23 protein-coding genes are annotated in these 23,965 nt (G+C 58.6%); 6 read left to right on the plus strand and 17 right to left on the minus strand.

Annotated features, from left to right (window positions below):
* Positions 1–31: 31 nt before the first annotated feature.
* The 3 genes from nhaB to B723_RS20565 all read right to left on the minus strand — a co-directional run bounded on the left by nhaB (position 32) and on the right by B723_RS20565 (position 3,449).
* Positions 32–1,534: a sodium/proton antiporter NhaB gene (gene nhaB / locus B723_RS20555; protein ID WP_017338680.1), complete on the minus strand. Its 1,503-nt coding sequence runs from the start codon at positions 1,532–1,534 to the stop codon at positions 32–34.
* A 78-nt stretch (positions 1,535–1,612) separates the two neighbouring features.
* A complete protein-coding gene (locus B723_RS20560; protein ID WP_017338681.1) occupies positions 1,613–2,902 on the minus strand; it encodes a delta-60 repeat domain-containing protein in 1,290 nt (429 codons plus the stop codon).
* A gap of 280 nt (positions 2,903–3,182) precedes the next feature.
* The gene (locus B723_RS20565) at positions 3,183–3,449 is read right to left on the minus strand and encodes a hypothetical protein (protein ID WP_017338682.1); all 267 of its coding nucleotides are present in this window, start codon (positions 3,447–3,449) and stop codon (positions 3,183–3,185) included.
* A gap of 343 nt (positions 3,450–3,792) precedes the next feature.
* On the opposite strand from B723_RS20565, the gene B723_RS20570 reads away from it, so the two are divergent.
* Positions 3,793–5,118, plus strand: coding sequence for a sigma-54 dependent transcriptional regulator (locus B723_RS20570; protein ID WP_017338683.1), 1,326 nt, complete (start codon positions 3,793–3,795; stop codon positions 5,116–5,118).
* 68 nt (positions 5,119–5,186) lie between these two features.
* Here B723_RS20570 and B723_RS20575 read toward each other — a convergent pair whose 3' ends face one another.
* The 9 genes from B723_RS20575 to B723_RS20615 form a co-directional block, all read right to left on the minus strand.
* The gene (locus B723_RS20575) at positions 5,187–6,467 is read right to left on the minus strand and encodes a hypothetical protein (RefSeq protein WP_017338684.1); all 1,281 of its coding nucleotides are present in this window, start codon (positions 6,465–6,467) and stop codon (positions 5,187–5,189) included.
* A gap of 45 nt (positions 6,468–6,512) precedes the next feature.
* Positions 6,513–7,253, minus strand: coding sequence for a hypothetical protein (locus B723_RS20580; protein WP_017338685.1), 741 nt, complete (start codon positions 7,251–7,253; stop codon positions 6,513–6,515).
* Between the two features lie 33 nt (positions 7,254–7,286).
* A complete protein-coding gene (locus B723_RS20585) occupies positions 7,287–7,967 on the minus strand; it encodes a C39 family peptidase (protein WP_017338686.1) in 681 nt (226 codons plus the stop codon).
* 63 nt (positions 7,968–8,030) lie between these two features.
* Complete coding sequence (locus B723_RS20590) at positions 8,031–9,335, minus strand: hypothetical protein (RefSeq protein WP_017338687.1); 1,305 nt, start codon at positions 9,333–9,335, stop codon at positions 8,031–8,033.
* A 52-nt stretch (positions 9,336–9,387) separates the two neighbouring features.
* Positions 9,388–9,960: a hypothetical protein gene (locus tag B723_RS20595; RefSeq protein ID WP_017338688.1), complete on the minus strand. Its 573-nt coding sequence runs from the start codon at positions 9,958–9,960 to the stop codon at positions 9,388–9,390.
* Between the two features lies 1 nt (position 9,961).
* Positions 9,962–10,387, minus strand: a complete 426-nt coding sequence (locus B723_RS20600) for a hypothetical protein (protein WP_017338689.1) — start codon at positions 10,385–10,387, stop codon at positions 9,962–9,964.
* Positions 10,388–10,705: 318 nt separating this feature from the next.
* The gene (locus B723_RS20605; RefSeq protein WP_017338690.1) at positions 10,706–11,230 is read right to left on the minus strand and encodes an AAA family ATPase; all 525 of its coding nucleotides are present in this window, start codon (positions 11,228–11,230) and stop codon (positions 10,706–10,708) included.
* Positions 11,227–11,790, minus strand: coding sequence for a nicotinamide riboside transporter PnuC (gene pnuC / locus B723_RS20610; protein ID WP_017338691.1), 564 nt, complete (start codon positions 11,788–11,790; stop codon positions 11,227–11,229). The genes B723_RS20605 and pnuC overlap by 4 nt, the downstream gene beginning before the upstream one ends.
* Positions 11,791–11,982: 192 nt before the next feature.
* Positions 11,983–13,617, minus strand: a complete 1,635-nt coding sequence (locus tag B723_RS20615) for a methyl-accepting chemotaxis protein (protein ID WP_017338692.1) — start codon at positions 13,615–13,617, stop codon at positions 11,983–11,985.
* A gap of 287 nt (positions 13,618–13,904) precedes the next feature.
* On the opposite strand from B723_RS20615, the gene B723_RS20620 reads away from it, so the two are divergent.
* Both B723_RS20620 and B723_RS20625 read left to right on the plus strand, forming a co-directional pair.
* Positions 13,905–14,735 (plus strand): undecaprenyl-diphosphate phosphatase, encoded by an 831-nt coding sequence (locus B723_RS20620; protein WP_017338693.1) that lies wholly within the window; start codon positions 13,905–13,907, stop codon positions 14,733–14,735.
* Positions 14,732–15,160 carry a DUF1294 domain-containing protein gene (locus B723_RS20625; RefSeq protein ID WP_017338694.1) on the plus strand — a complete coding sequence of 143 codons (429 nt, stop codon included), beginning with the start codon at positions 14,732–14,734 and terminating at the stop codon, positions 15,158–15,160. The genes B723_RS20620 and B723_RS20625 overlap by 4 nt, the downstream gene beginning before the upstream one ends.
* Here B723_RS20625 and B723_RS20630 read toward each other — a convergent pair.
* Together B723_RS20630 and B723_RS20635 are read right to left on the minus strand one after the other, a co-directional pair.
* The gene (locus B723_RS20630) at positions 15,157–15,516 is read right to left on the minus strand and encodes an MmcQ/YjbR family DNA-binding protein (RefSeq protein WP_017338695.1); all 360 of its coding nucleotides are present in this window, start codon (positions 15,514–15,516) and stop codon (positions 15,157–15,159) included. The genes B723_RS20625 and B723_RS20630 overlap by 4 nt on opposite strands.
* Positions 15,513–16,421: a LysR substrate-binding domain-containing protein gene (locus B723_RS20635; RefSeq protein ID WP_017338696.1), complete on the minus strand. Its 909-nt coding sequence runs from the start codon at positions 16,419–16,421 to the stop codon at positions 15,513–15,515. Before B723_RS20635 ends, B723_RS20630 begins: the two co-directional genes overlap by 4 nt.
* A gap of 129 nt (positions 16,422–16,550) precedes the next feature.
* Between B723_RS20635 and B723_RS20640 the strand changes: the two genes are divergently transcribed.
* Together B723_RS20640 and B723_RS20645 are read left to right on the plus strand one after the other, a co-directional pair.
* Positions 16,551–17,162, plus strand: coding sequence for an FMN-dependent NADH-azoreductase (locus B723_RS20640; RefSeq protein ID WP_017338697.1), 612 nt, complete (start codon positions 16,551–16,553; stop codon positions 17,160–17,162).
* A 282-nt stretch (positions 17,163–17,444) separates the two neighbouring features.
* Positions 17,445–18,482 carry an alpha/beta hydrolase family protein gene (locus tag B723_RS20645; protein WP_017338698.1) on the plus strand — a complete coding sequence of 346 codons (1,038 nt, stop codon included), beginning with the start codon at positions 17,445–17,447 and terminating at the stop codon, positions 18,480–18,482.
* 145 nt (positions 18,483–18,627) lie between these two features.
* Here B723_RS20645 and B723_RS20650 read toward each other — a convergent pair whose 3' ends face one another.
* The gene (locus tag B723_RS20650) at positions 18,628–19,815 is read right to left on the minus strand and encodes an MFS transporter (protein WP_017338699.1); all 1,188 of its coding nucleotides are present in this window, start codon (positions 19,813–19,815) and stop codon (positions 18,628–18,630) included.
* Positions 19,816–20,032: 217 nt separating this feature from the next.
* Positions 20,033–21,622 carry an ABC-F family ATPase gene (locus B723_RS20655; RefSeq protein ID WP_007949368.1) on the minus strand — a complete coding sequence of 530 codons (1,590 nt, stop codon included), beginning with the start codon at positions 21,620–21,622 and terminating at the stop codon, positions 20,033–20,035.
* Between the two features lie 414 nt (positions 21,623–22,036).
* Here B723_RS20655 and lpxO point away from each other — a divergent pair, with 414 nt between their 5' ends.
* Positions 22,037–22,936, plus strand: a complete 900-nt coding sequence (lpxO, locus tag B723_RS20665) for a lipid A hydroxylase LpxO (RefSeq protein ID WP_031318886.1) — start codon at positions 22,037–22,039, stop codon at positions 22,934–22,936.
* A 136-nt stretch (positions 22,937–23,072) separates the two neighbouring features.
* On the opposite strand, the gene B723_RS20670 is transcribed toward lpxO, so the two are convergent.
* On the minus strand, positions 23,073–23,945 hold the full coding sequence (locus B723_RS20670; RefSeq protein WP_017338703.1) for a Ku protein: 873 nt from the start codon (positions 23,943–23,945) through the stop codon (positions 23,073–23,075).
* Positions 23,946–23,965: the final 20 nt, after the last annotated feature.

Genomic DNA, 23,965 nt, shown 5'->3' on the forward strand with positions numbered 1-23,965 from the left:
CCGGCTTGCTCCCACATTGTTTATCGGGTGTTTATAGCCAGTAACTCACCGCGTACCACCCGAGACCACCCATCACCACCGTATAAGGCACCGCCATCCACACCATCCGCCCATACGACAGGCGAATCAGTGGTGCAATCGCCGACGTCAGCAGAAACAGAAACGCCGCCTGACCATTGGGCGTCGCCACACTCGGCAGGTTGGTGCCGGTGTTGATCGCAATCGCCAGTGTCTCGAAATGTTCACGGCTCATTTGCCCGGAGATGAAGGCCTGTTTCACTTCGGTGATGTAGATGGTCGCGACAAACACGTTGTCGCTGATGGCCGACAGCAAGCCGTTGGCAATAAACAGCATGCCCGGTTGTTGATCCGCTGGCAGCGCCAGCACCCAATGGATCAACGGGGTGAATAACTGCTGATCGTGAATCACCGCCACCACCGCAAAAAACACCACCAGCAGCGCTGTGAACGGCATGGCGTCCTTGAACGCACTGCCGAGGCGATGCTCGTCAGTAATGCCAGTGAACGCGGTGATCAGTACGATCACCATCAAGCCGATCAGGCCCACTTCAGCCACATGAAAGGCCAGGCAGCCAATCAGAATCAGCGCCGCCAGCCCCTGAACGATCAGCGCCGCGCGTTGGCGCGAGGTGCGTTCGGCGTTGTCTTCGGCAGCATAGTTGGCCAGCACGGCGCGCACGTTGTCCGGCAGGAGTGTGCCGTAACCGAACCAGCGCAACTTCTCCAGCAGCACGCACGTCACCAGGCCTGCCACCAGCACCGGCAGCGAAACCGGCGCGACTTTCAGGAAGAACTCAGCAAAGTGCCAACCCATTTCGTGGCCGATCAGCAGGTTCTGTGGCTCGCCAACCAGAGTACAGACGCCTCCCAATGCGGTGCCCACGGCGCCGTGCATCAGCAGGCTGCGCAGGAAGGCGCGGAACTGTTCGAGATCTGCGTGATGCAGCTTTGGAAGGTGCTGGTCATCGCCATACTCACTGTCCTGACGCGGATCATTGCCCGAGGCCACGCGGTGATACACCGAGTAGAACCCCACGGCTGCGCTGATGATCACGGCCGTCACGGTCAAGGCATCGAGAAAGGCCGAGAGAAACGCCGACAGGAAGCAGAACATCAACGCCAGCAAGGCCTTGGAGCGAACACCGAGCAGCAGGCGCGAGAACATAAACAGCAGCAGTTCTTTCATGAAGTAGATACCCGCCACCATGAACATCAGCAGCAGGATGACCGGGAAGTTGTGCACCAGTTCGTCATACAGCGCCTGGGGCGTGGTCATCTTCAACAGCAACGCTTCGATCAGCAGCAAGCCACCGGGCATCAGCGGATAGCACTTGAGCGCCATGGCCAGGGTAAAGATGAACTCCAGCACCAGCAGCCAACCGGCGGCCACCGGACCCACGGTCCACAACACCAGGGCGTTGAGAATCAGGAACCCGAGAATGCTGGCCTTGTACCAGCGAGGTGAGTGCCCGAGAAAATTATGCGCGAACGCTTGAGCCATTGAGCCAGACATCGGCTGCTCCTTGTATTAAGAAGCGCGCAAGTTGCCGTAAGCCGAAGGGAAGATCAAGCGTCGGATAGGTCGGAGCGCCTAACCCAGATACCGTGCGACGACTGCCCGGTAGTTACCATCCAGCGAATGGCCGCCTACAACGATGTTGCCATTGGACTGCACGGCCAGTGAGGTCGCGGTATCCGGGCCGCGGCTCAAACGGGTGCGGACCCAACCGCTGCCATTGCCAAAGCGGCCATCGAGCTGTCCGCCGGGCAGGTGCCGGGCCAGAATGAAATCAGCTTCGATGCCCCCGGCTGTAGCGCCGACGGTCAGCACGCTGCCGTCCGCCAGAACCTGGGCGGCGGTCCACTGGCAGCCGTTGTGGCCAATTTCCAGTAATTGCGGTTGGCCGCCGTTGCAGTGAATGTCCGGGCGACCATTACTATGGACTTTCAGGACCATGCACTGCATAGGGTCGCGGCTGCTGCCAACACATTGCAGGTCGCCACTGTGTTGCTGGACGATCTGGCTGACCTGAGCATGACGTCCCTGTGCCATGAAACCCATGAAACCATCCACGGCGAAACTTTCGTCGAGGCTGCCGTTGCTGTGATAACGCGCCAGCAGGCCTTCTTCAGGAAAGTTGATCGAGCCGCCGACCAGAATCCGTCCGTCAGGTTGCACCAGCAGGCTACTCAGCCAAGTGTTCATCAGCAGATGCCTGACCAGCACGAAGCCGCGTCCGTTGAAGGTATCGTCCAGTGAGCCGTCGGGGTGAAGCCGTACCAGTACGCCGACATGATCGGCCAGTTCGAAATGGTGATTGGCCAGCAAAAGGATTCGCCCGTTGTCCTGCACGCAGACATCACACGCTTCGGCGCCCGGCACGCCAGGCGGCAACCAGGCATCGCGCACGCCTTGGGAAAGATTGCCCGGCAGGCGCACGATACAGCGTCCGTTGTCGCCGAATGACTGGACCGGTTTACCCTGCTGATTGAAAAGCGCGAAGGCGGGCAGGGTTCGGTGCGCATTCTCATAGTGCAGGCCGGCCAACAGGATGCGCCCATCGGCCAGTAGCAGGACTTTGCCGCCCATGGCTTCAAAGCCGGGTTTGAACTGGCTGATGACACTGCCTTGTTGGCCGAAGGCCAGGTCCGCCGAGCCGTCCTCGAGCAGACGTGCCAGGCCAAAGCGGCTGCCGCCCGGGGTGCCGACTTTTGCGGCTATCAGCAGCCTGCCCGCGGAATCAATCGCGACGCCATTGGCCATGCTGGAGGTGCTGCCAGCGAAATACACTTGGGTTTTGCCGGAGCCGGCAAAGGACTCATCAAGTTTCCCTGCATCGTTCAGCGCTGCGGGTAAGGCTAAAGCGCTCTGGATTGACATGCACGCGTCTCCTTGCGAGTCGTCGTGATCCAGGAATAGGCGGTGGCGACTGGGGAAACATTCAACGCCTGAATGACCGGTTCCACAACTGAGAGAACTAACAAGCGGAGGGTCGCTTTGTGCCAGAACAGTGTCTTTTCGAACCACTGAAAAGCCAGCCAATGAATTGGCCTTGGGAACTTCGAATAAACGGACGTCGAAAGTGTGTTTGGCGCAGAAGGCCAGCAAACTAACGATTGAGGGGGAGGGGCGGATTACCGGAAGTAATCCGCAAAACGCTTTAGTGCGGCATCGACCACGATTGCAGCGCGTAACCTTCCTGGCTCAGCTCTTTACGGGCTTCTTCCAGAAACTGTTCAAGTTGTGCCGGATCGGTATAGGCACTGCTTGGAATCTGTTTGCGGCCAATACGGGTATTGGTGCGGTCGATGACGGTCAGGCTGAGTTCGCCGTTGCCGTCTTGTGGGGCCCAGGCCACGCATTGAAATGGCTGGAATGCGCGGTCGGCAATCAAAAGAGCTTCGTTGATACGGAGCGGGGCGTTCATGGGATCTTCTCTCTGTATGCCCAATCAAGTGATGTGCCGTCGGTTGGGCTTACCGTTCGGCTGGTTACTTGTACTGATGCCCGCAACCGGGGGGTGGGTCACATACAATTAAAAGAAATTTCAACTTTCTTTCTTCGGTTCAAGGTGCTTGCAGGCTTTGAAAGGTAAATGAAAGGTTCGACTCGTTAGGTAACTAACAAAGTTACTTCTTATAACTGCTTCCGCGACAGTCCTATAGTCAATCGGTACAAGCAAATGTCAAATTATTGCTAATGTTACAGTCAGGTCTGCCAAATGACTGTTTTTAATAATATTTCCTACAATTTGGCGCCAAGGAACAGTCATGATCGAAGCGCCCGCTTTACGACGCCTGTTAGTGGTGGACCCGTGTGACGACTGCCATCGTCTGCTGCCGGGGTTGCGCGCTGTAGGTTGGGACGTTGATAGCTGCACACTGGAAAATGCCGCCGACCGAACCTGCGACGTTGGCCTGTTGCGTCTGCAGCCGTTCCATCTGGAACGCCCAGAGGCCGTCAAGGAGCTGATCAGCCGCAGCGGCACCGAGTGGATCGCCGTGCTCAACCAGGAAGTCCTGCGGCTGCAAAATGTCGGGGACTTTGTCTGCGAATGGTTTTTCGATTTTCACACCTTGCCGTTCGATGTGTCCCGGGTTCAGGTGACACTCGGCCGGGCGTTCGGCATGGCGCGCTTGCGTGGCCAGGGCACGGTTCACATCGATCAGCCGGAACACGAGTTGCTCGGCGACAGCAAGCCGATTCGCGAGCTGCGCAAACTGCTGAGCAAGCTGGCGCCCACTGAGTCTCCGGTGTTGATTCGCGGTGAGAGCGGAACCGGCAAGGAACTGGTCGCCCGGACCCTCCATCGACAATCCCAGCGGCACAGCAAACCCTTTGTCGCAATCAATTGCGGCGCGATTCCGGAACACCTGATCCAGTCCGAACTGTTTGGTCACGAGAAGGGGGCCTTCACCGGCGCCCATCAACGCAAGATCGGACGGATCGAAGCTGCGAACGGCGGAACCCTGTTTCTCGACGAAATCGGTGACCTGCCTCTGGAGCTTCAAGCCAACCTGCTGCGCTTCCTCCAGGAAAAACACATCGAGCGCGTGGGCGGCAGCCAGCCGATTCCTGTGGATGTACGGGTATTGGCGGCGACACACATTGACCTGGAAGCCGCCATCGAGAAGAAGCGCTTCCGCGAAGATTTGTACTACCGCCTCAATGTGCTGCAAGTGGTCACTGCGCCGCTGCGTGAACGCCATGGCGATCTGTCGATGCTGGCCAACCACTTCTCCCATTTCTACAGCCATGAAACCGGCCGTCGTCCGCGCAGTTTCAGTGAAGACGCGCTGATTGCCATGGGCAAGCATGACTGGCCGGGCAACGTGCGTGAACTGGCCAACCGGGTGCGCCGCGGGTTGGTCCTGGCCGAGGGGCGGCAGATCGAGGCCCGCGACCTGGGGCTGATCAGCCAGCAGACCATCGCCGCACCGATGGGCACCCTCGAGGACTACAAGACACGCGCCGAACGCCAGGCATTGTGCGATGTATTGAACCGCCACAGTGACAACCTGAGTGTCGCCGCCCGGGTGCTGGGCGTGTCGCGGCCAACCTTTTACCGACTGCTGCACAAGCACCAGATCCGCTAGGGCGGGGCGAAACGAAAAGGCCCGCTGCGATGAACTCGCAGCGGGCCTTTTCCATTCAGGTGAAGCGGTTAGAAGTAGTACGGGAATTTCAGGCTGAAGGAAAAGTCTGGCGCGTCGTCGGTTATGCCGATGGCCAGGTTGGGAACGATCGTCAGGTTATCGGAGGCTGCCAGCGTCATGCCGATGTTGAAGTTGGCCGCGTTGTAATCGCTGTTGGAAATCGATTGCCAATCGCCGCCGTCCGGTTTGATCTTGCTCTTGCGGGCGAACTGATCGGTGAACGAGAACGACATACTCATCTTCTCGTTCAAGGCGAATGCAATGCCTGCGCCGACTTGCCAGGAATCGCCCAGTTTCACGTCCCCTTTCACCTTGGAGCCGACCTGAGGGCTGATGTCGCTGAAAGAATCCTCCATGTTGTAGGTGTAGGCCAGGGAGCCGAACAGCACGGCCGGGTCGAAAGTCTTGACCAGCGAGATACCCGGGGTGATCGACCAGACACCGTTGCCGGTCGGCAAGTCCTCGGGGACCGCGAGGTTATCGTTGTTCGGGTCCTCGATCAGCTTGATGCCGTAAGGATCCTTGCCGGTCGGTGCCTTGATGCGCAAGGTAGCCACCGCGTCGGGCAGGCTGGCCGACTCATCCAGAAACTTGTAAGCCACGCCCACGTTCACATCGCCGATGGTCGGGTCGCGGGTCACGGTTGCGTCCGACGTCACCGGGCCTGCACCACCCGCGCCGCCTGAGGAATACGTTGATTCGCGATAAACCACGGGAACGTTAACGTCGAACTGCCAGCGTTGCGCCACGTTGTAGCGGGCGGTCAGGTCCAGCGTCCAGTTGTCAGCCTTGATTCGGTCGAGGTTGATGTTGCCAAGGAAAATCGAGTCCAGTGCCAGAAAGCCATTGAGCGTCAGCGCACGCGTATCGAAGTGGGTGTAGGTCAGGCCGGTTTCGACACTGAATTTGCCGCCACCGAAGAAACCGCTGGCTTCGTCATACAGGTTTGAAACGCTTTGCGCAGGTTCGGAATCATCCTTGAGCGATTGGCCGTATGAACTGCCGGTGGTTCCCGGCGCACCGGCCGCCACCGCCTGGCCACCCCTGGACGGTTCGGCAGGGGATTTGGTCAGGCGCTTGGGCGCCGGTGTCGCCGGTGTTTCTTCGACCTGGCGAACGCGCTGCTCGAGTACCATCAGCGCGTTCTGTTGTGCTTCGTAACGCTGTTTCAACTCCATGAGTTCTTGTTTTAGTGCTTCAACCTGGGGATCCGGAGCTGCGTACAGCATTGTTCCCGGTGCCAGGCTACTCAAACAAACGATAGCCCTGAGCGTCAACGATCGGTGCATGGTTAGCCGTCCCTTCTGAGTGCATCTGATGAGACTGAGCGTAGATCAGAATCCGAGAGCGCGAAGACCTTTAAGTTGATCCAGGTTGCCATTCAGCGAACTGGTCGACGGCAGGTTATCGCGCAGTACAACGTTGATCGTCATCGCGTTGTTGACCTGGTTGCCACCGCCAAGCAATGTCGCGTTTTGCATAAGCCCACCTTGGGCGAGGCGCTGCGCGATGCTCCCCTGGTTGTTACTGGCCACGATGTTGAGCTGCACGCCCGAGCCGGAAGATGAAATGCTCAGCGCCCCGGCACCATTGGAATGGGTCAGGGTTGAACCCGCGGCCAACACTTGCCCTTGGTTGTCCATTTGTGGCGCCTGGCCACCTTTTTGGACGTTGAGATTAACGTTGTTGTAAGCGCTGTTGTTGTCGCCGGCGGCGCGCACCACTTGAGTGACGCCCTGGGTCGTGCTCAAACCGTTACCGCCGCTGACGGTACCGGTGCCCTGGGAAACCGCCGAGCCATTACCTGTCTGGTCGATCATCGACACATAGAACTGTGGCTTGATGGTTGTTTGCTGAATTTGCATCGAGGACGTTGCCCCGATCACTTGGCCGTTGGCATTTTGCCAAGTGCTGGTCATGACAATCCCGAAACTGACGATCCGTCCAGGCATGACATAGCGGCCTCGCAGGCTCGCCAACTCCTGATCATTCAGTTCGATGGGTTTCAATATCTGTGCCTGGGTTGGCAGGCTGGCGGCCAGGCAGACTACGGCCAGCCAGATTGGAGTCTTCATTGGATGCTCCCGGAGCGTCGTGCTCCATTGTTATTAGAAGAAGTCGCTTCGGATAAATCCGAAGTCCAACAACTCTGCGTCTTGCACCGGGCTGAAGGTGTTGATGCGGTTCTTGGCGGTCAGTGGCAGGGGTGGGTCGAGCAGCGCATTGGCTTTGTCATAGCCCTGGCCAATGACGGCAAAGATGATGCCGTTCCAGCCTTTGACAAAGTCGTCGACTTTGAAACGTTTGTGACCCAGTACCGGATCTCCGATATAGACCCAGCCGTTATGGACTTTTTGCAGCACTACAAAATGTTTGTAGCCACGGATATCCAGGAGTACCACGACCGGAATTTTGATATCGCTCAACGTTTCCGCCGCTACCCGGTAGCCACGGGCCCGCATGCCGATACTTTCCACGTAACGCTTCATGTCGAGCATGGAGAAGCCCTGGACGCGGACAATGTCTTGATCGGCGTGGGCCAGCATGCCTTCGATGATCTGATCTTCATTCACGTCCAGCCAATAGGCCTGGCGCAAGATGGTCGCCAGCGCAGCTGCGCCGCAACTGAAGTCGGTTTTCTGTTGTACCAGGTCGGCAAATTTACGCTCGCGTACGCTCTGGATCGGCTTGTAAATCACCGCGCCGCCCGGCAGGACGGAAAGCGGCAGTTGTGCAGCCTCGATCACACTGGCCACGCAAAGCAAAACTGCCAAGGCGATAATGCGCATGGTGGGACGCCCTCTGGTTGTGTTGAAAAAAGGCCCCCGTGAGGGGGCCTCCAGAGTCAGCCATCAGAACGATTGGTTGGAAATGGCCAGCGAGTTGCTTTGTTGGTTGCCCACACCGGCAGCCACGTTCACGCCGAGGTTGCCACTGCCGCCATTCACCGAACCACTCAGGGTTGCAGTGTTGGTCACAGGGTTTGCCCAGCCATTTGGGGTCAGGATTTGATAGGAGACGGTGTTGCTCAAATCCCATGTATTGCTTTCGCTGTAGCCCTTAACTTCGTGCTTGGTAGAAGCGGACGATTGCTCGCCTGATTTGTCGTACGAAGAGTCAAACGATTTTGTAAACGAAGAATCGAACGCTTTTTCGAACGAAGAGTCGGTCGAATTGGAGTGCTCTGTATCGACAGATGCATCGAGCGAAGCGTTAAGCGATGCGTCGAAAGAAGCGCTGTGAGTGCGATCTCCATGGCCATAATTAACGGTAACGGATTTGGAACCATCCGCCGCTGCTTCCAGGGAAGCGACTATAGAAGCATGGCTGGTAGCGCTGCTATCGGTGCCTTTTGAACCGCTTGCATCGAAGTGACTGGCACCGCTGGCGTCATAACTGCTGGCACCGCTCTTGGCCCAGTTGCTGGAAGCGCTCTTATCAATGTTCAGCTCGGAGTTATGGCTGAAAGAGGCACTGCCGCTTTTGGTTGTGGTCAGCGTCACCGTAGTCAGCGCGACGTTCTGATCCGCCCTGTTGTTCACGACCAGACCAGGACCGTTTTGTTCAGCAGAGGCGGTGGCTGTTGCATTGCCAAGCGGAGCATTGGAGTTGGCAATTGCCATGGTGTTTTTCTGTTGGTTGAGGTCGCCACCAGCAATGTTGATCCCCATGTTGCCGTTGCCGCCATTGCCCGACTGGCTCATCACCGCAGAGGCTGTGGTGTTGTAGTTGTCGACCTTGTTGTTGTTGCTGTACTGCTTGACGGTGGCAGTGGCAGTGGCAACGCCGAACACGAAGGAGTTATCGAGAGCGGAGGTGGCGCCAGCGTTCGCGATGGCAGCAGCGTTGTCCTGTTGGTTACCGTCGCCTGCCGCGACGTTGATGCCGACGTTGCCGCTGGCGCCTGTGGCAGAGCCGCTCATCTCGGCGTTGTTCACAGTCCCTTGGTTAAGGATGCGGTTGCCGGTACTGCTCTGTTTGTCGTTGGCATTGGCAGTCGCGTAGACAGGGATTTTGGTAGGAGGAGGGGTGTGGTGACCGTTGTTATTATGGCCATGGTGGTCATCGTTACGACGATCGTTGCCAGCTTGTACAGCAACAGCCATGAGCGCAGCAATTGCGAAAACCAGAGGCTTGAGTGCCATCGAAGGTTTCATGGTGATTCTCCGTACTTATTTTAGGTTAAGTGTTGTAACTACCTTTTTTGGGTCAGTCCGCGACCCGTACGCTCAGGGTATTGGCCATTCGGTTTCCTACCCCGGCGCTCTGATTCAACTGGATCACCCCACGGCTACCGGTGAAAGCCTGGTCACTGGTAGTGACCTGGCGGAGGCCTGGTGCAGAGGCAGTTGGATCGGAGTTGTTGAGCAGCGCCACGTTCTGTTGCATGAGGACGCTGTCGTCGATACTTTGCGGTTGTTTACTGATGCTGATCCGCAGGGCATTGGCTTGCTGGTTGCTGGCACCCGCGCTCTGGTTTACGCCCAGAACACCGTTGCCATGGCTGAAGGAGTCGCCTTGAATGCTGGCTCGAGCATCCATCCTGGGGTCGACCTGCGTATTCAGCCGTTGGCGAATCTGAGTGGTCGCGCTGGCCGCATCGCCAATGGCGATGGCCCGGGCGTTGGCCTGTTGCTGCTGATCGCCCGCGGCCTGGTTGACCGCGAAGTTGCCTTGGTACTGACTACCGGACCCGTTGATGTCGGCGTTATTGATGATGGGTGGTTGAGCAAAGCTCGACGCACTGCAAAGCATGGCGACAATCAGCAGTTTGCGATTCATCTCATTGGCCTCCCGTGATGATTTTCAGACCGCCCAGGCCTCGCTGAACGCTTGAATTGACCAGGTTGGAGATGCCGTTGCCCGAACTTCCCCGTCCGGCGGGGAGGTTGGAAATCTGATTCTGGGTGGTGATATTGCCGCCCAGATTGGTGTTGTTTAAATTGACCAGGCGTGTGATACCCGCACCACTGGCGACGTTGGCAAAATCGCCGTCGTTCAGTTCGCTCGTCTGATTGAGAATTAGCTTGGAGGGGTTGGCATTGGCGGTCGTGGGGTTAGGGTCGGGAGCTACCGGCGCTTGCACTGCGTTTCGCGTCTGGACATCACGTTTGATAATAATGATGCCGTTGTCCGCCTGAACGGGGCAGACGCTTGAGCCGAGTGCGATCAGCAGGAAGCTATAGATGTTGTTATGAAATTTCCCCACGGCGGCAATTCCTTCTGTAAGAACGCTGGCCCTTGTCAGGGTTGCGAGGAAGAGAGCAGAAGGTGTGCCGGTTCTTGTTTTTCTTTAAAAAACAATTACTTGTATTTAATTGTCGAGGCGGTCAAAAAAATTTTGTAACGCTGCTGAGACACACCCACGCAAAATCACCGTCCATTGCTGGCGCAATTGCTCGTTACGGGGTGTTGTAGGCAATTTGTATCAGTGGCGTAACATTTTCTTGGAGGCGGGCACGGGCAGCTTTAGCCCGCGGGTTTTCGCAGGGGAGAGTGTTTCAGGAATGGACATATATGACGCCTGTCAGGGACTGAGCAAGCGTGTCACAGCCTCGAATACCGCATCCTTGCGTTGATTCCAGTCACCTTGCACAACCTGGTAAGGCTGACGATGCAGCTCAAGCCATTGGTGGCTGGCCTGGAAAAACGCCTTGCGTTCTGCCAGCTGCGGTTGGCAACGCTGGCCATCGTCATGCCAGGGCACCGATTCGGGGCTGAGCAACAAATGCAGGTCGTAATGCCTGGCCAGCAATGCTTGCTCGACCCACATCGGGCAAGCGTTAAACAAGGTGCGGCTCCAAAGGATATTGCTCAACAGATGCGTATCGAGAATCAGCAGTCGCGGTTGTTTGGCTCGTGCTTCATCTTCCCAAGTCAGCTGGCCAAGTGCTATTGGCGTAATATCGTCGTAGCAAGTTACACGGGCTTCAGTATCGATGAAATGCCGAACATACTCGCCGACCAAAATGCCGCCAAAGTTGGCGCGAATCTCACTCGAAAGCCAGCTCTTGCCGCTGGATTCGGGCCCGGTCAGTACCAGGACTTTCATGTGCGTAGCGCCGGGTCGGCGCGCCATTCACGCCAGCCTTGCACGGCAATCACGGCGAACAACCCATAGAGCCCGGCGGTCAGGTACATGCCCTTATAGATGAAGAGCCCGACGAAAATCACATCGAGGGTGATCCACAGTGGCCAGCATTGAACGCGCTTTTGCGCCATCCACACCTGCGCCACCAGGCTGAAGCCAGTCAACGCCGCATCGAGCCAGGGTTGGGCGGCATCGGTCCAGTGCGCCATGGCCGCGCCGAGCATCAGACTGCCGACGGCACCAATGGCCAGGCCTGACACGACCGATTCTCCCTTGAGCTGGCTAACCCGCCGCCCCTGTCGCGCAGCACCCGCGCGCGTCCATTGCCACCAGCCATAGAGTTGCAACGCGGCGTAGATCACCTGCAACAGCATGTCCGAATACAGCTTCACTTCAAAAAACACCCAGCTGTAAAGCGACACCATGACCAGGCCAATCGGCCAGCACCAGGGGTTCTGTTTGACCGTCAACCAGACGGCAATCACACCGAGGGAGGCGGCAAACAGTTCAAGCCCGGACATGGAGGTTCCTTGGGGAAATCGTAGAGGGGGGCGGATTGTACCGGGATTGTGGCGAGGAGGCTTCTGTGGCGAGCGAGCTTTTGTGGCGAGGGGACTTGTCCCCGTTGGACCGCGGAGCGGTCCCAAAAGATCGACGACTGCTTCGCAGCCGAACGGGGATAAATCCCCTCGCCACAGAGACTGGTGTCTGGATTACACGCGGAACTGCTTGAGCAAACCGTTCAACTGCTCGCTCAGATCCTTGAGCCGCACGCTCGCCATACTCGACTGTTCCGCCGCCAGCGCCGTGCTGTGGGACAAACCGGCGGCCTGGGTGACGTTCTGGTTGATGTCCTCGACCACGTGGGCCTGTTGCAGGGTGGCGCTGGCGATGGAGGCGTTCAGGCCGTTGAGGTTGCGCAGTGCCTGGCCAATGGCATTCAGGCTCGCACCGGCCAGGCCGGCTTGTTCGATGGTCAGCTGCGATGCGCGACTGCTGTCGCCAATGACCTTGACCGCCGCTTCGGAGTGGCCTTGCAGGCGTTCGATCATCGACTGGATCTCGGCGGTGGACTTCTGCGTGCGCTGGGCCAGCAGACGCACCTCATCCGCCACGACGGCAAACCCGCGACCTTGCTCGCCGGCCCGGGCGGCCTCGATGGCGGCGTTGAGGGCGAGCAGGTTGGTTTGCTCGGCGATAGAGCGGATCACTTCCAGCACGCTGCCGATCTGAGTGCTTTCGGTGGCGAGCGTACGGATGACTTCCACAGCCTGATCAATGGTGCCGGACAACGTGTCGATCTGTTGCAAGCTGCTGTCGATGTTGACCTGGCCCTGCTGCGCCTGGGATTCGGCATCGCGCATTTCGCTGGCCGCTTGCTCGGCATTCTTGGCGACATCCTGCACGCCGTACGTCACTTCATTGATGGCCGTGGCCACCAGCTCCATCTGCTGGGATTGCTGCTGACTGCGTTGCTGGGCCTGCGCGGCGTCGTTGCCCAGCTCGCTGGACGACTGGCCCAAAGCGCTGGCGGACACCTGCAATTGACCGATCACCAACCGCAGTTTGGCGGTAAAGGCATTGAAGTGGCGGGCCAATTGCGTCACTTCATCCTGGCCATGGGTATCGAGGCTGCGGGTCAGGTCACTTTCACCGCTGGCAATGTTGGCCATGGCGTTCACAGTTTCCTGGAGCGGGCGCACGATGCTGCGGGCAATCAGGATCACCAGCAGGGCCATGATGGCGGCAATCACCAGCCCGACGACGGTCGCTTTCCAGACCTGGGCCATGAACTCGGCTTGCATGTCATCGATGTACACGCCCGAGCCGATCACCCAGCCCCATGGCTCGAACAGTTTGACATAGGACGTTTTTGCCACCGGCTCGCTGGCGCCCGGTTTCGGCCAGCGATAGTCGATTGCGCCGGCGCCCTTGGCTTTGGCGAGGGCGACCATTTCGTTGAACAGCGCAAACCCGTCCGGGTCGCGAATCGCCGAGAGGTTCTGGCCATCGAGTTTCGGGTTGGCCGGGTGCATGATCATCACCGGCGTCAGGTCGTTGATCCAGAAGTAGTCGTTCTGGTCATACCGCAGGCCGCGAACGGCGGTCATCGCCTGTTTCTGCGCGGCCTCGCGTGTGAGCGTGCCGGCAGTTTCCAGGTCATGGTAATAGGTCAGAATGCCGCTGGCGGTCTGCACCACGTGCTGGGTTTTCTGCGCCTTGGCGTGATAAAGGTCTTCGTGGATCTGCTTGAGCATCAACACGCCCAACGTCAAAAGCATCATGACGGCCACGATCAAAATGAGCCACAAGCGGCGGCTGATCGACATATTTCGCAAGCTGTTCATAACGCTGTCACCCCGGTTTCTTTTTCTTGTAATAAATGATCGCCGGCATCCAACCACACTTTGCCGATCGGGCATATCCGACCCAAGTCCAATAACGTGGCAGCGTTATTCAGCCTTGTCTGATAGGATTTCGGCCCCGCACGGAAAAACCTGAATCCAAGTCGATGTTTCACGGAATTTTTACGGTTCCGTCCGGATTCTGTGCGCGCGGGTCTTTTGGCTACGCTGACTGTTCTTGAAAAAATATTAACGGGGCATGCCGTTGCGCATCGCCTTTTGGGGGATTGATGGATCTTTGGACCGCCTTGCAGGCATTGATACTTGGCGTTGTAGAAGGGCTGACGGAGTTTTTGCCGATTTCCAGTACCGGACACCAGATTATTGTGGCCGACTTGCTCAATTTCGGTGGTGAGCGGGCCATGGCGTTCAACATCATTATTCAGCTCGGCGCGATTCTCGCCGTGGTCTGGGAATTCCGGCGCAAGATTTTTGATGTCGTCATTGGTTTGCCGACGCAGCCAAACGCCCGGCGCTTTACTGCCAACCTGCTGATTGCCTTCCTGCCGGCGGTGGTATTGGGGGTGATCTTTGCCGACCTGATCCACCATTACCTGTTCAACCCGATCACCGTGGCCACGGCATTGGTCGTGGGCGGCATCGTGATGTTGTGGGCCGAGCAGCGTCAGCACGAAGTACACGCCGAAACCGTCGATGAGATCACCTGGAAAGATGCCTTGAAAGTTGGCTTCGCTCAGTGCCTGGCGATGATTCCGGGCACCTCGCGTTCAGGCTCGACGATCATTGGTGGTTTGCTGTTCGGGCTGTCGCGCAAGACCGCCACCGAGTTTTCGTTTTTCCTCGCGATGCCGACCATGGTCGGCGCGGCGGTCTACTCGGGCTACAAGTATCGCGACCTGTTCGTGCCGGCTGATTTTCCGGTGTTCGCCATCGGTTTCATCACCGCGTTCATCTTCGCGATGATTGCCGTCAGAGGCTTGCTCAAGTTCATCGCCGGCCACAGCTACGCGGCGTTCGCCTGGTATCGCATTGCGTTTGGTCTGGTGATCCTGGCCACCTGGCAGTTCGGCTGGGTCGACTGGACTGCGGTCAAGCCATGAATGATGCCGGCAGGAGCAGCAGCCCCGGACGCAATTCCGGAGGGCAGATCCAGAACCCCAGGCTGAAACTGCTGGTGTTCGCGGCCGTGTGCGCGCTGCCGTTGGTGGGCTCGTTGTCGTTCTGGCTGCGCGGGATTTCGCTGATACCCCTGGCGGCCTACGGCATCGTCAGCGTGTTGGCGTTCTTCCTTTATTGGAGCGACAAGCGCAAGGCCCGCACCGACACCTGGCGTACGCCGGAGAACGTGCTGCATGCAGTTGAACTCGCCGGCGGCTGGCCGGGCGCCTTGGTCGCCCAGCAGGTGTTCCGGCACAAGACGCGCAAAGTGTCGTTTCAACTGCTGTTCTGGATGATCGTGTTGCTGCATCAAGTGTTCTGGATTGATCAGCTGTTCCTGGGGGCAAACCTGTTGGCGCTGTTCTAAAGCAGCAGTCCGACCTGCGTGCGTTTGGGCAGCTTGCTTACCACCAGTTGATGGGAGCGTTGTAACAGGCTTTGCAATTCTTCGGCGCCCAGCGGGTAGGGCGTTTGCATGATGATCCACTGGGCCCGCGCCAGGTACGGCGCCGGGTGAACGCCCGGGCGGTCGCAATGCCCCAGAAACAGGTCCTTGTCGACCTTGAAGGCGAGGGATTCGCCCCGCAGGTTCTGCAGGGCGAACATCTTGTTTCCGGCAATCGAAAACACCCGCACGCCACCCCACTTGTAGTCTTCCCGCGCCCCCGGCAGCGCCAGGCAGAACTGCGCGACATCCTCTTCGCTCATGCGTCCAGCCTTCATATCAATCGGTCCCCACAGGCATTGAATGATTCGATCAAATGGTCGAGCCAGGCGCGCACCGCCGGCATGACCCCGCGCCGGTGAGGGTAGACCGCTTGCAGCCAGCCGCCAGGCAACGACCAGTCAGGGAGCAATTGCACCAGCGCGCCGCTTTCCAGTTCCTGCTCGCAATACATCATCGGCAGCATGGTAAAGCCCTGGCCGGCGAGTGTGCAGGCCTTGCGCACGATGAAGTCGTCGATGCCCAGTCGGGCTTCGAGCGCAAGTTCATGGCTTTTACCCTGTTGATCGAGCATGCGGATATGCACCATGCGGTCGGCTTCAAGGGCGCCAAGCACCGGCAAGCCCTTGAGGTCCTCGGGATGATTGATCGCTCGCCCATGGAGAAAGTCCGGACTGGCCACCATCAGCATCTGCGCCTGACGCAGGCGTCGGGTGACCAGCAACGGGTCTTCATCTCCCAATTCACGCACCCGTAGCGCGACGTCGACGCCCTCGGTCACCAGGTCGACCCGGCGGTTGAGCAGCATCACTTCCAGTTGAACCTGCGGGAATTTTTCGAGAAACCGACTGATCACCGTCGGCAGCATTTCGTGAGCCAACCCGACGGGGCAGGACACCCGCAAGCGTCCGCGGGGTTCGCTGGACATGCTGGCCACGGCTTCATCGGCCATCTCGGCTTCCAGCAGCATGGCCTGGCAGTGCCGCAAATAACGTTCGCCCACGGCGGTCAACTTCAGTTGCCGGGTGGTGCGTTGCAACAGGCGCGCGCCAAGGCGCTCTTCCAGCTCGGCGATCCGCCGCGACAAGCGAGACTTGGGAATCCCCAGCACACGCCCGGCTGCAGCGAAACCGCCGGCTTCGACCACCTTGGCGAAGTAGTAGAGGTCATTGAGGTCTTGCATGGTATTAACCCGATTGTTCTATCAGTGAGACGAACTATCGCATTGTTGCAGTCTAATCAGCTATTGGTTTCGTGTGTAGGATTGTCTCCATCAGATCGCCCCGTGGCGATCCTCACCTGGAGATCCCACATGAAACTGCTGCATATCGATTCGAGCATTCTTGGTGACAACTCGGCTTCCCGTCAGCTGAGCAGTGAAGTCGTCAAAGCCTGGCAAGCCGCCGAGCCGAGCGCCGTGGTGACTTACCGCGACCTGGCCAGCGATGCCATCAGCCATTTCTCCGCCACGACCCTGGTCGCCGCCGGCACCGCCGCCGAACTGCGCAATGCCGCCCAGCAGCACGAAGCCGAACTGAGCGCCTCGACGCTGGCCGAATTCCTCGCCGCCGATGCCGTAGTCATTGCCGCGCCGATGTACAACTTCACCATCCCGACCCAACTCAAGGCCTGGATCGACCGCATCGCCGTTGCCGGTCAGACCTTCCGCTACACCGAAGCCGGCCCTGAAGGCCTGTGCGGTGGCAAGAAAGTCGTGATCGTGTCGACTTCCGGCGGCTTGCATGCCGGTCAGGCGACTGGCGTGGCTCACGAAGAGTATTTGAAAGTGCTGTTCGGCTTCATCGGCATCACCGACATCGAATTCGTCCGTGCTCACGGCCTGGCTTACGGTGACGAAGTGCGCACCAAAGCCATGAACGACGCTCACACGCAAATCAGCGAGCAACTGTTCGCTGCCGCGTAAGGCTTGCGTAAAGGTGTAAATCAGCTCGAGCCACACCCCAAAAAACTCTGTATTCTGAACACGCAAGTGTCAGATGCGGAGTTTTTTGTTTCTGACTATTTCTACTGGCTTTTTCTAGTTGTGTCTTCAATCGTTCAAGTTGTGGCCCAGGTTATGCAGTCGAGGGTTGATGTCCCCGTTCTGTCACGACCAGGGTGGCCGCCATTGCTGGTACAAGGCCGCTTCCTCGGTAGTCGATGGAGAACGGGCTTTCCGGTCAAGTAACCAAAGGTGGGGCATCCCATGGTGCGTCTTTGTGCAACGTTACTGATTTGCCTGCTCAGCAGCCTGAATTCAGTGCACGCCGCGCCTGCGCCACATCCTCACTGGAGCGTCGGCTTCCATGAGATGAGTTTTCTCGACCCGCTGGACCTGCAACCGATGCGCGCCATCGCGTTCTACCCCTCCAGCGACCGGGAACACACCAGCCAACTCGAGGGCTACACGGTCGAAGCGGGCGAAGACACCCGCGTCGCCATCGGCCGTTTCCCGATGCTGATGCTGTCCCACGGCAACACCGGCACGCCGCTGGCCCTGCATGACCTCGCCACGTCGCTGGCGCGCAAGGGTTTCGTGGTGGTGGCGGTGATTCATCCCGGCGACAACTCCAAAGACCACAGCCGCCTCGGCACCTTGAGCAACCTGTACGGTCGGCCGATCCAGATTTCCGAAGCCATAACCGCCACCCTGGGCGACCGCATGCTCGCGCCGTTCGTCAATGCCGACCAGGTCGGGGTGATCGGTTACTCGGCGGGCGGGGAGACGGCGCTGATTCTGTCCGGAGCGACGCCTGATCTGGACCGGTTACGGCGCTACTGCCAGGAACGCCCGGACGACCGCGATGCCTGCAACACCCAAGGCGAGTTGATCGTCGACCGCGATGACCTGCAACCGGTGGCGGACCCTCGGGTTCACGCGCTGCTGCTGATGGCGCCGCTGAGCCTGAAGTTCGGCCGTCACACCCTGGCCGACGTGCATGTGCCGGTGCTGCTTTACAGCGGCGACGGCGACAAACTGGTGGCCTTCGACAAAAACGCCGCGGCGCTGGCGCGCAAACTGCCGATCGCGCCTGACTTCAAGTTATTGGCCGGGGCAGGGCACTTCGTGTTCATGGCGCCGTGCAACGAAGAACAGATTGCCGCCATGCCGGCGCTGTGCACCGATGCCGACGGCGTTGACCGCGAAGACATTCACCGAAACATGATTTCCGAAGCGGGACGGTTCTTCTCCCATGCGCTGGGCGTGCCGACCCGTGCGGGGATGCAAACCGCTGATCAATGATCTACCCAGTGGGAACCAGCCCCTGTAGCGAGGGAGCTTGCTCCCGCTGGGTCGCGAAGCGGCCCCAAAAGCTTTGCGACTGCTTCGCAGCCGAGCGGGAGCAAGCTCCCTCGCCACAGGGGCTGTTCCACACTGATTACGGGCGTCAGGCCATTGCCCGACGTTTCAGCAACAGGGTCAAACCCAGGCCAGTGATCGACAGCAACGCCGCACTGAAGAAAATCCACGAATACCCCAGATTCAACGCCACCGCGCCCATCACCGGTCCGGCAATCGCCAACGCCAGGTCGAAAAACACCGCGTAAGCACTCAACCCCGCACCGCGACTGGAATTGGGCACCTGTTTGATCGCCTCTACCCCGAGCGCCGGATACACCAGCGACAAACCGAACCCGGCCAGGCCGGCACCGACCAGGGCAAAACCGGTCGAAGGCGCGAGCCACAGCAGTACCAGGCCCGCCGTTTCAATGCTCATGCAGGCAATCGCCGAGGTGAATCCACCGAAGCGGCTGATGGCCGAAATAAACAGCAACCGCGCCAGGATGAAGCAGATCCCGAACACCGTCAGACAGTAGGCGGCGCCGGTCCAGCCACGGCTGAGGTAGTACAGGGTAATGAAGGTGGTCAAGGTGCCGTAACCGATAGACGCCAGGCTCAGGCTCGCGCCGAAGGGCGCAATGCGCCCGAACACCGCCCAGAACGGCAGGCGTTCACCGCGTACCACCGGCACCGACGGTTTGTTGCGGATGAGCACCAGCGCCAACGCTGCCAGCAAGGACAACGCGATCCCCAGGCTGGCAAAACCATATTCCGTGACCATCACCACGCCCAGCGGCGCGCCAATGGCGATGGCGCCGTAGGACGCGATGCCGTTCCAGGAAATCGAGCGTGCGGTGTGTTCAGCGCCCACTTGGCCCATGCACCAACTGATGGTGCCGACGCCGATCAAGCCCTGTGCGATACCCAACAACAAGCGGCCTGCGATCAGGATCAACAGACTCGTCAGCGGAAAGCTTTGCAACAGCGTCGACACCAACGTCAACACGCCGCTCAACACAATCCCCGACAACCCGTAAACAATCGCTCGCTTGGTGCCGATGTTGTCCGACATGCGCCCGGCCATCGGGCGGCTGAGCAGGGTGGCGAGGTATTGGGAGCCGATGGTCAGCCCGGCCACGACCGCACTGAAACCGAGCTGCTCATGGACATAACCCGGCAACACCGCAATCGGCAGGCCGATGCAGAGGAAGGCAATAAAGGTATAGAAAACGATGGAGACGATCTGCAGGGTGATCGCCATGGAGCTTTGCGGTGGCAGTGGCTGCGCAGACATGAGGGCTCGTTCGCGGGCGGCGGTGGGAGTACAGCATCATGGCGCGGGCTGCGAATAAAAGGAAGCAGGCTAACGATAACATCAAAAGATCGCAGCCTTCGGCAGCTCCTGCATTGGAATACGTCCCCTGCAGGAGCTGCCGAAGGCTGCGATGTTTGATCTTCAGGCAATAAAAAGCCCCGTCACCAGGACAGGGCTTTCCATTGTCAGCCAGTGTTTAGAACACTACACCTTGGCTGCGCAGGTAATCATCATAAGTACCGCTGAAGTCGATCACGCCGCTGGCGCTCAACTCGATGATGCGGGTCGCCAGCGACGACACGAACTCACGGTCGTGGCTGACGAAGATCAATGTGCCCGGATAGTTTTCCAGCGCCAGGTTCAGCGCCTCGATGGATTCCATGTCCAGGTGGTTGGTCGGTTCGTCCATGATCAGCACGTTCGGCTTTTGCAGGATCAGCTTGCCGAACAGCATGCGACCTTGCTCACCACCGGAGATGACCTTGACCGACTTGAGGATCTCGTCGTTGGAGAACAGCATCCGGCCGAGGGTGCCGCGAACGATTTGCTCGCCGCCCTGAGTCCATTGGCCCATCCAGTCGAACAGGTTGCAGTCGTCTTCGAAGTCGTGCGCATGGTCCTGGGCGTAGTAGCCCAGTTCCGCGGCGTCGGTCCACTTCACGGTGCCGGCGTCCGGGGTCAGTTCGTTGACCAGGGTGCGCAGCAGGGTGGTTTTACCGATACCGTTCGGGCCGATGATCGCCACGCGTTCGCCCGCTTCAACCTGGAAGCTGAAGTCCTTGAACAGTGTCTTGCCGTCGAAGCCTTTGGCCATGCGCTCGACGATGACCGCCTGGCGGTGCAGCTTCTTGGTCTGTTCGAAACGGATGAACGGGCTCACGCGGCTGGAAGGCTTGACCTCGGCCAGCTGGATCTTGTCGATCGCCTTGGCGCGGGAAGTGGCCTGCTTGGCTTTCGAGGCGTTGGCCGAGAAGCGGCTGACGAACGATTGCAGTTCCGAAATCTGTGCCTTCTTCTTGGCGTTGTCCGACAGCAGTTGCTCGCGGGACTGGGTCGCCACGGTCATGTATTCGTCGTAGTTGCCCGGGAACAGGCGCAGCTCGCCGTAATCCAGGTCAGCCATGTGGGTGCACACGCTGTTCAGGAAGTGACGGTCGTGGGAGATGATGATCATCAGGCTGGAGCGCTGGGTCAGAATGTTTTCCAGCCAGCGGATGGTGTTGATGTCCAGGTGGTTGGTCGGTTCGTCGAGCAACAGCACTTCAGGATCGGAGAACAGTGCCTGAGCCAGCAAGACCCGCAGCTTCCAGCCTGGGGAAACCTCGCTCATCGGGCCAAAGTGTTGCTCGATGCCGATACCCAGGCCCAGCAGCAGCTCGCCAGCGCGGGATTCGGCGGTGTAGCCGTCCATTTCGGCGAACTCGGTTTCCAGCTCGGCCACGGCCATGCCGTCTTCTTCGGTCATTTCCGGCAGCGAGTAGATACGGTCGCGCTCGGCCTTGACCTTCCACAGCTCTTCGTGACCCATGATCACGGTATCGATCACGGTGAATTCTTCGTAGGCGAACTGGTCCTGGCGCAATTTACCCAGGCGCACGTTCGGCTCGAGCATGACCTGGCCGCCGGACGGCTCGAGGTCGCCACCGAGGATTTTCATGAAGGTCGATTTGCCGCAGCCGTTGGCGCCGATCAGGCCATAGCGGTTGCCCGCACCGAATTTGACCGAAACGTTTTCGAATAGCGGCTTGGCGCCGAACTGCATCGTGATGTTAGCTGTAGAGATCAAAGGTTTTTCCTGCGAAGCATTCAGAGTAGCTAGGGTTGCGGCAGTACCGATTCAGTACCCGTTTCCGGTTTTCGAACCACAGGAAATGCATCCCGGTCAGAAGCGGAAGGTCCATCTGGCAATAAGTGGACAGCAGCATGTGGAGCGCTTGGCCCGAGTCGAAGTGCGCTGAGACGGGGTTCATTCCCGTCATCAACCAAGGGGGGCGCGTAATGTTTGGCGGCGATTGTACTGGTCTGGCTCTTTAAACGATAGGGCATTGAGGCCGCACGGGTGCTTTGGCGGTACCAGCGGACAGATTTTCACATCTGAACGTTAACTATTGGTTACAAATCGTGGCTAAAATGCCATCTTTCGAACTGATGCCGACAGGCACGGACGCAGTTTGTTCACTTCTGACGTGTGACGATTTCCGTGAAACTCATCATTGCCGCTGTTTATGCTGTATCGATTGCGTACGTGCACCTGCGCGGTCGGGTGCGCCACAAGTTGGGCCGCCAACTGAGCGATCACTCGACGTTTCTGGCGCCGATCAATTGCTTCCTTTATCTGTTCTCGAAAATTCCCAACAAGCCTTACCTCGATCCAGCCGACTTCCCTGACCTGAGCCCATTGCAGACGCATTGGGAAGAAATCCGCGCCGAAGGCCAGAACCTGCTCCGGGCGGGTGAAATCAAGCGTTCGAACCAGTACGACGACGTCGGCTTCAACTCGTTCTTCAAGACCGGCTGGAAACGCTTTTACCTCAAATGGTATGGCGACAGTCATCCTTCGGCGATGAAACTCTGCCCGCGCACCACAGAGCTGGTGCAGAGCATCGGCTCGATCAAGGCCGCGATGTTCGCCGAGTTGCCACCGGGTTCGAAACTGGTGCGTCACCGCGATCCGTATGCCGGTTCCTACCGTTATCACCTGGGCCTGGAAACGCCGAACGACGCGGGCTGCTACATCAACGTCGATGGCGAGAATTATCACTGGCGCGATGGTGAAGCGGTGATATTCGATGAAACCTTCATCCATTACGCTGAAAACACCACGCAGCAGAACCGCATCATTCTGTTCTGCGACATCGAGCGACCGATGAAGTACCGCTGGGCGGCGGCGTTCAACGGCTGGTTCAGCCGTCACGTGATGTCGGCGGCGGGCGCACCGAACGATGTGGGTGACAAGACCGGCGGGATCAATCGCCTGTTCGCCAGAATCTACAAGATTCGCCTGCGCGGCAAAGCGTTGAAGAAGCGTAACCGCAAGCTGTATTACCTGGAGAAGTGGGCGATTTTTGCCGGGTTGCTGGCGGTTTTTGTCTGGATTTGAATTCAGCGTTGCCGCTCATTACGCCATCGCGAGCAGGCTGGCTCCCACAATGAAATGCGTTTCAACTGTGGGAGCCAGCCTGCTGGCGATGAGGCCGGTAGATTCTCCGAAAAACGCTCAGTCACCCTGTCATCGATCAACCACTTGACCGTTTCGTAGCTTTTTTCGCCGCCGCCGGTTTTTCCGCTGACTTCGATTTGGCAGCCGCTTTTCCACCAGCCTTGCCCCCCAAACTGCGCTTGAGCAATTCGGTCAAATCGATAACATCCGCCGTCTTGCGCTCTTCCTCGCCGGTCGCTGTCTCGACATCCTCGATCTTTCCTTCATTCGCCTTCTTCTCGACCAGCGCCATGATCTTGTCTTCGAAACTGTCGCGATAATCGTCCGGGCTCCAGTCGCCGCTCATGTCCTGCACCAACCGTTTGGCCATGTCCAGCTCACCCTTGGCCAATTCCGGTTTGGTCACCTCACTGCCCAGTTCAAGCGTATCGAGGCTGCGTACTTCCGCTGGCCAGCGCAGCATCACCAACACCATCGCCGAGTCCAGCGGCATCAGCGCGGCCAGGTGCTGACGGGTATGCAGAACGACATGGGCGAGGGCGACCTTGTTGGTTTTGCTCAGGGTTTCGCGCAGCAACGCATAGACTTTGCCACCGCGTTTGTCCGGCGCAAGGTAGTAGGGCGTGTCGATGTTTTGCAGGGGAATCTGGTCGGCGTCGACAAAGGAAAAGATATCAATGGTTTGCGTGGATAGCGGATGCGCCGACTTGATCTCTTCCTCACTGAGCACTACATAGCGACCCTTTTCGTACTGCACACCCTTTACGATGTTTTCCTTGGTCACTTCCTTGCCGGTGACCTTGTTCACGCGTTTGTAGCCCACCGGCTCCATGCTGCGGCTGTCGAGCCAGTCGAAATCCACCCCTTGCGAAGACGTCGCCGAGACCAGCGCTACAGGGATATGCACCAGCCCGAAACTGATTGCGCCTTTCCAGATTGCACGTGCCATGGTCGTCTACTCGCGAGTGA

The organism is Pseudomonas fluorescens NCIMB 11764 (assembly GCF_000293885.2).
In the GTDB taxonomy this organism is placed as follows: domain Bacteria; phylum Pseudomonadota; class Gammaproteobacteria; order Pseudomonadales; family Pseudomonadaceae; genus Aquipseudomonas; species Aquipseudomonas fluorescens_B.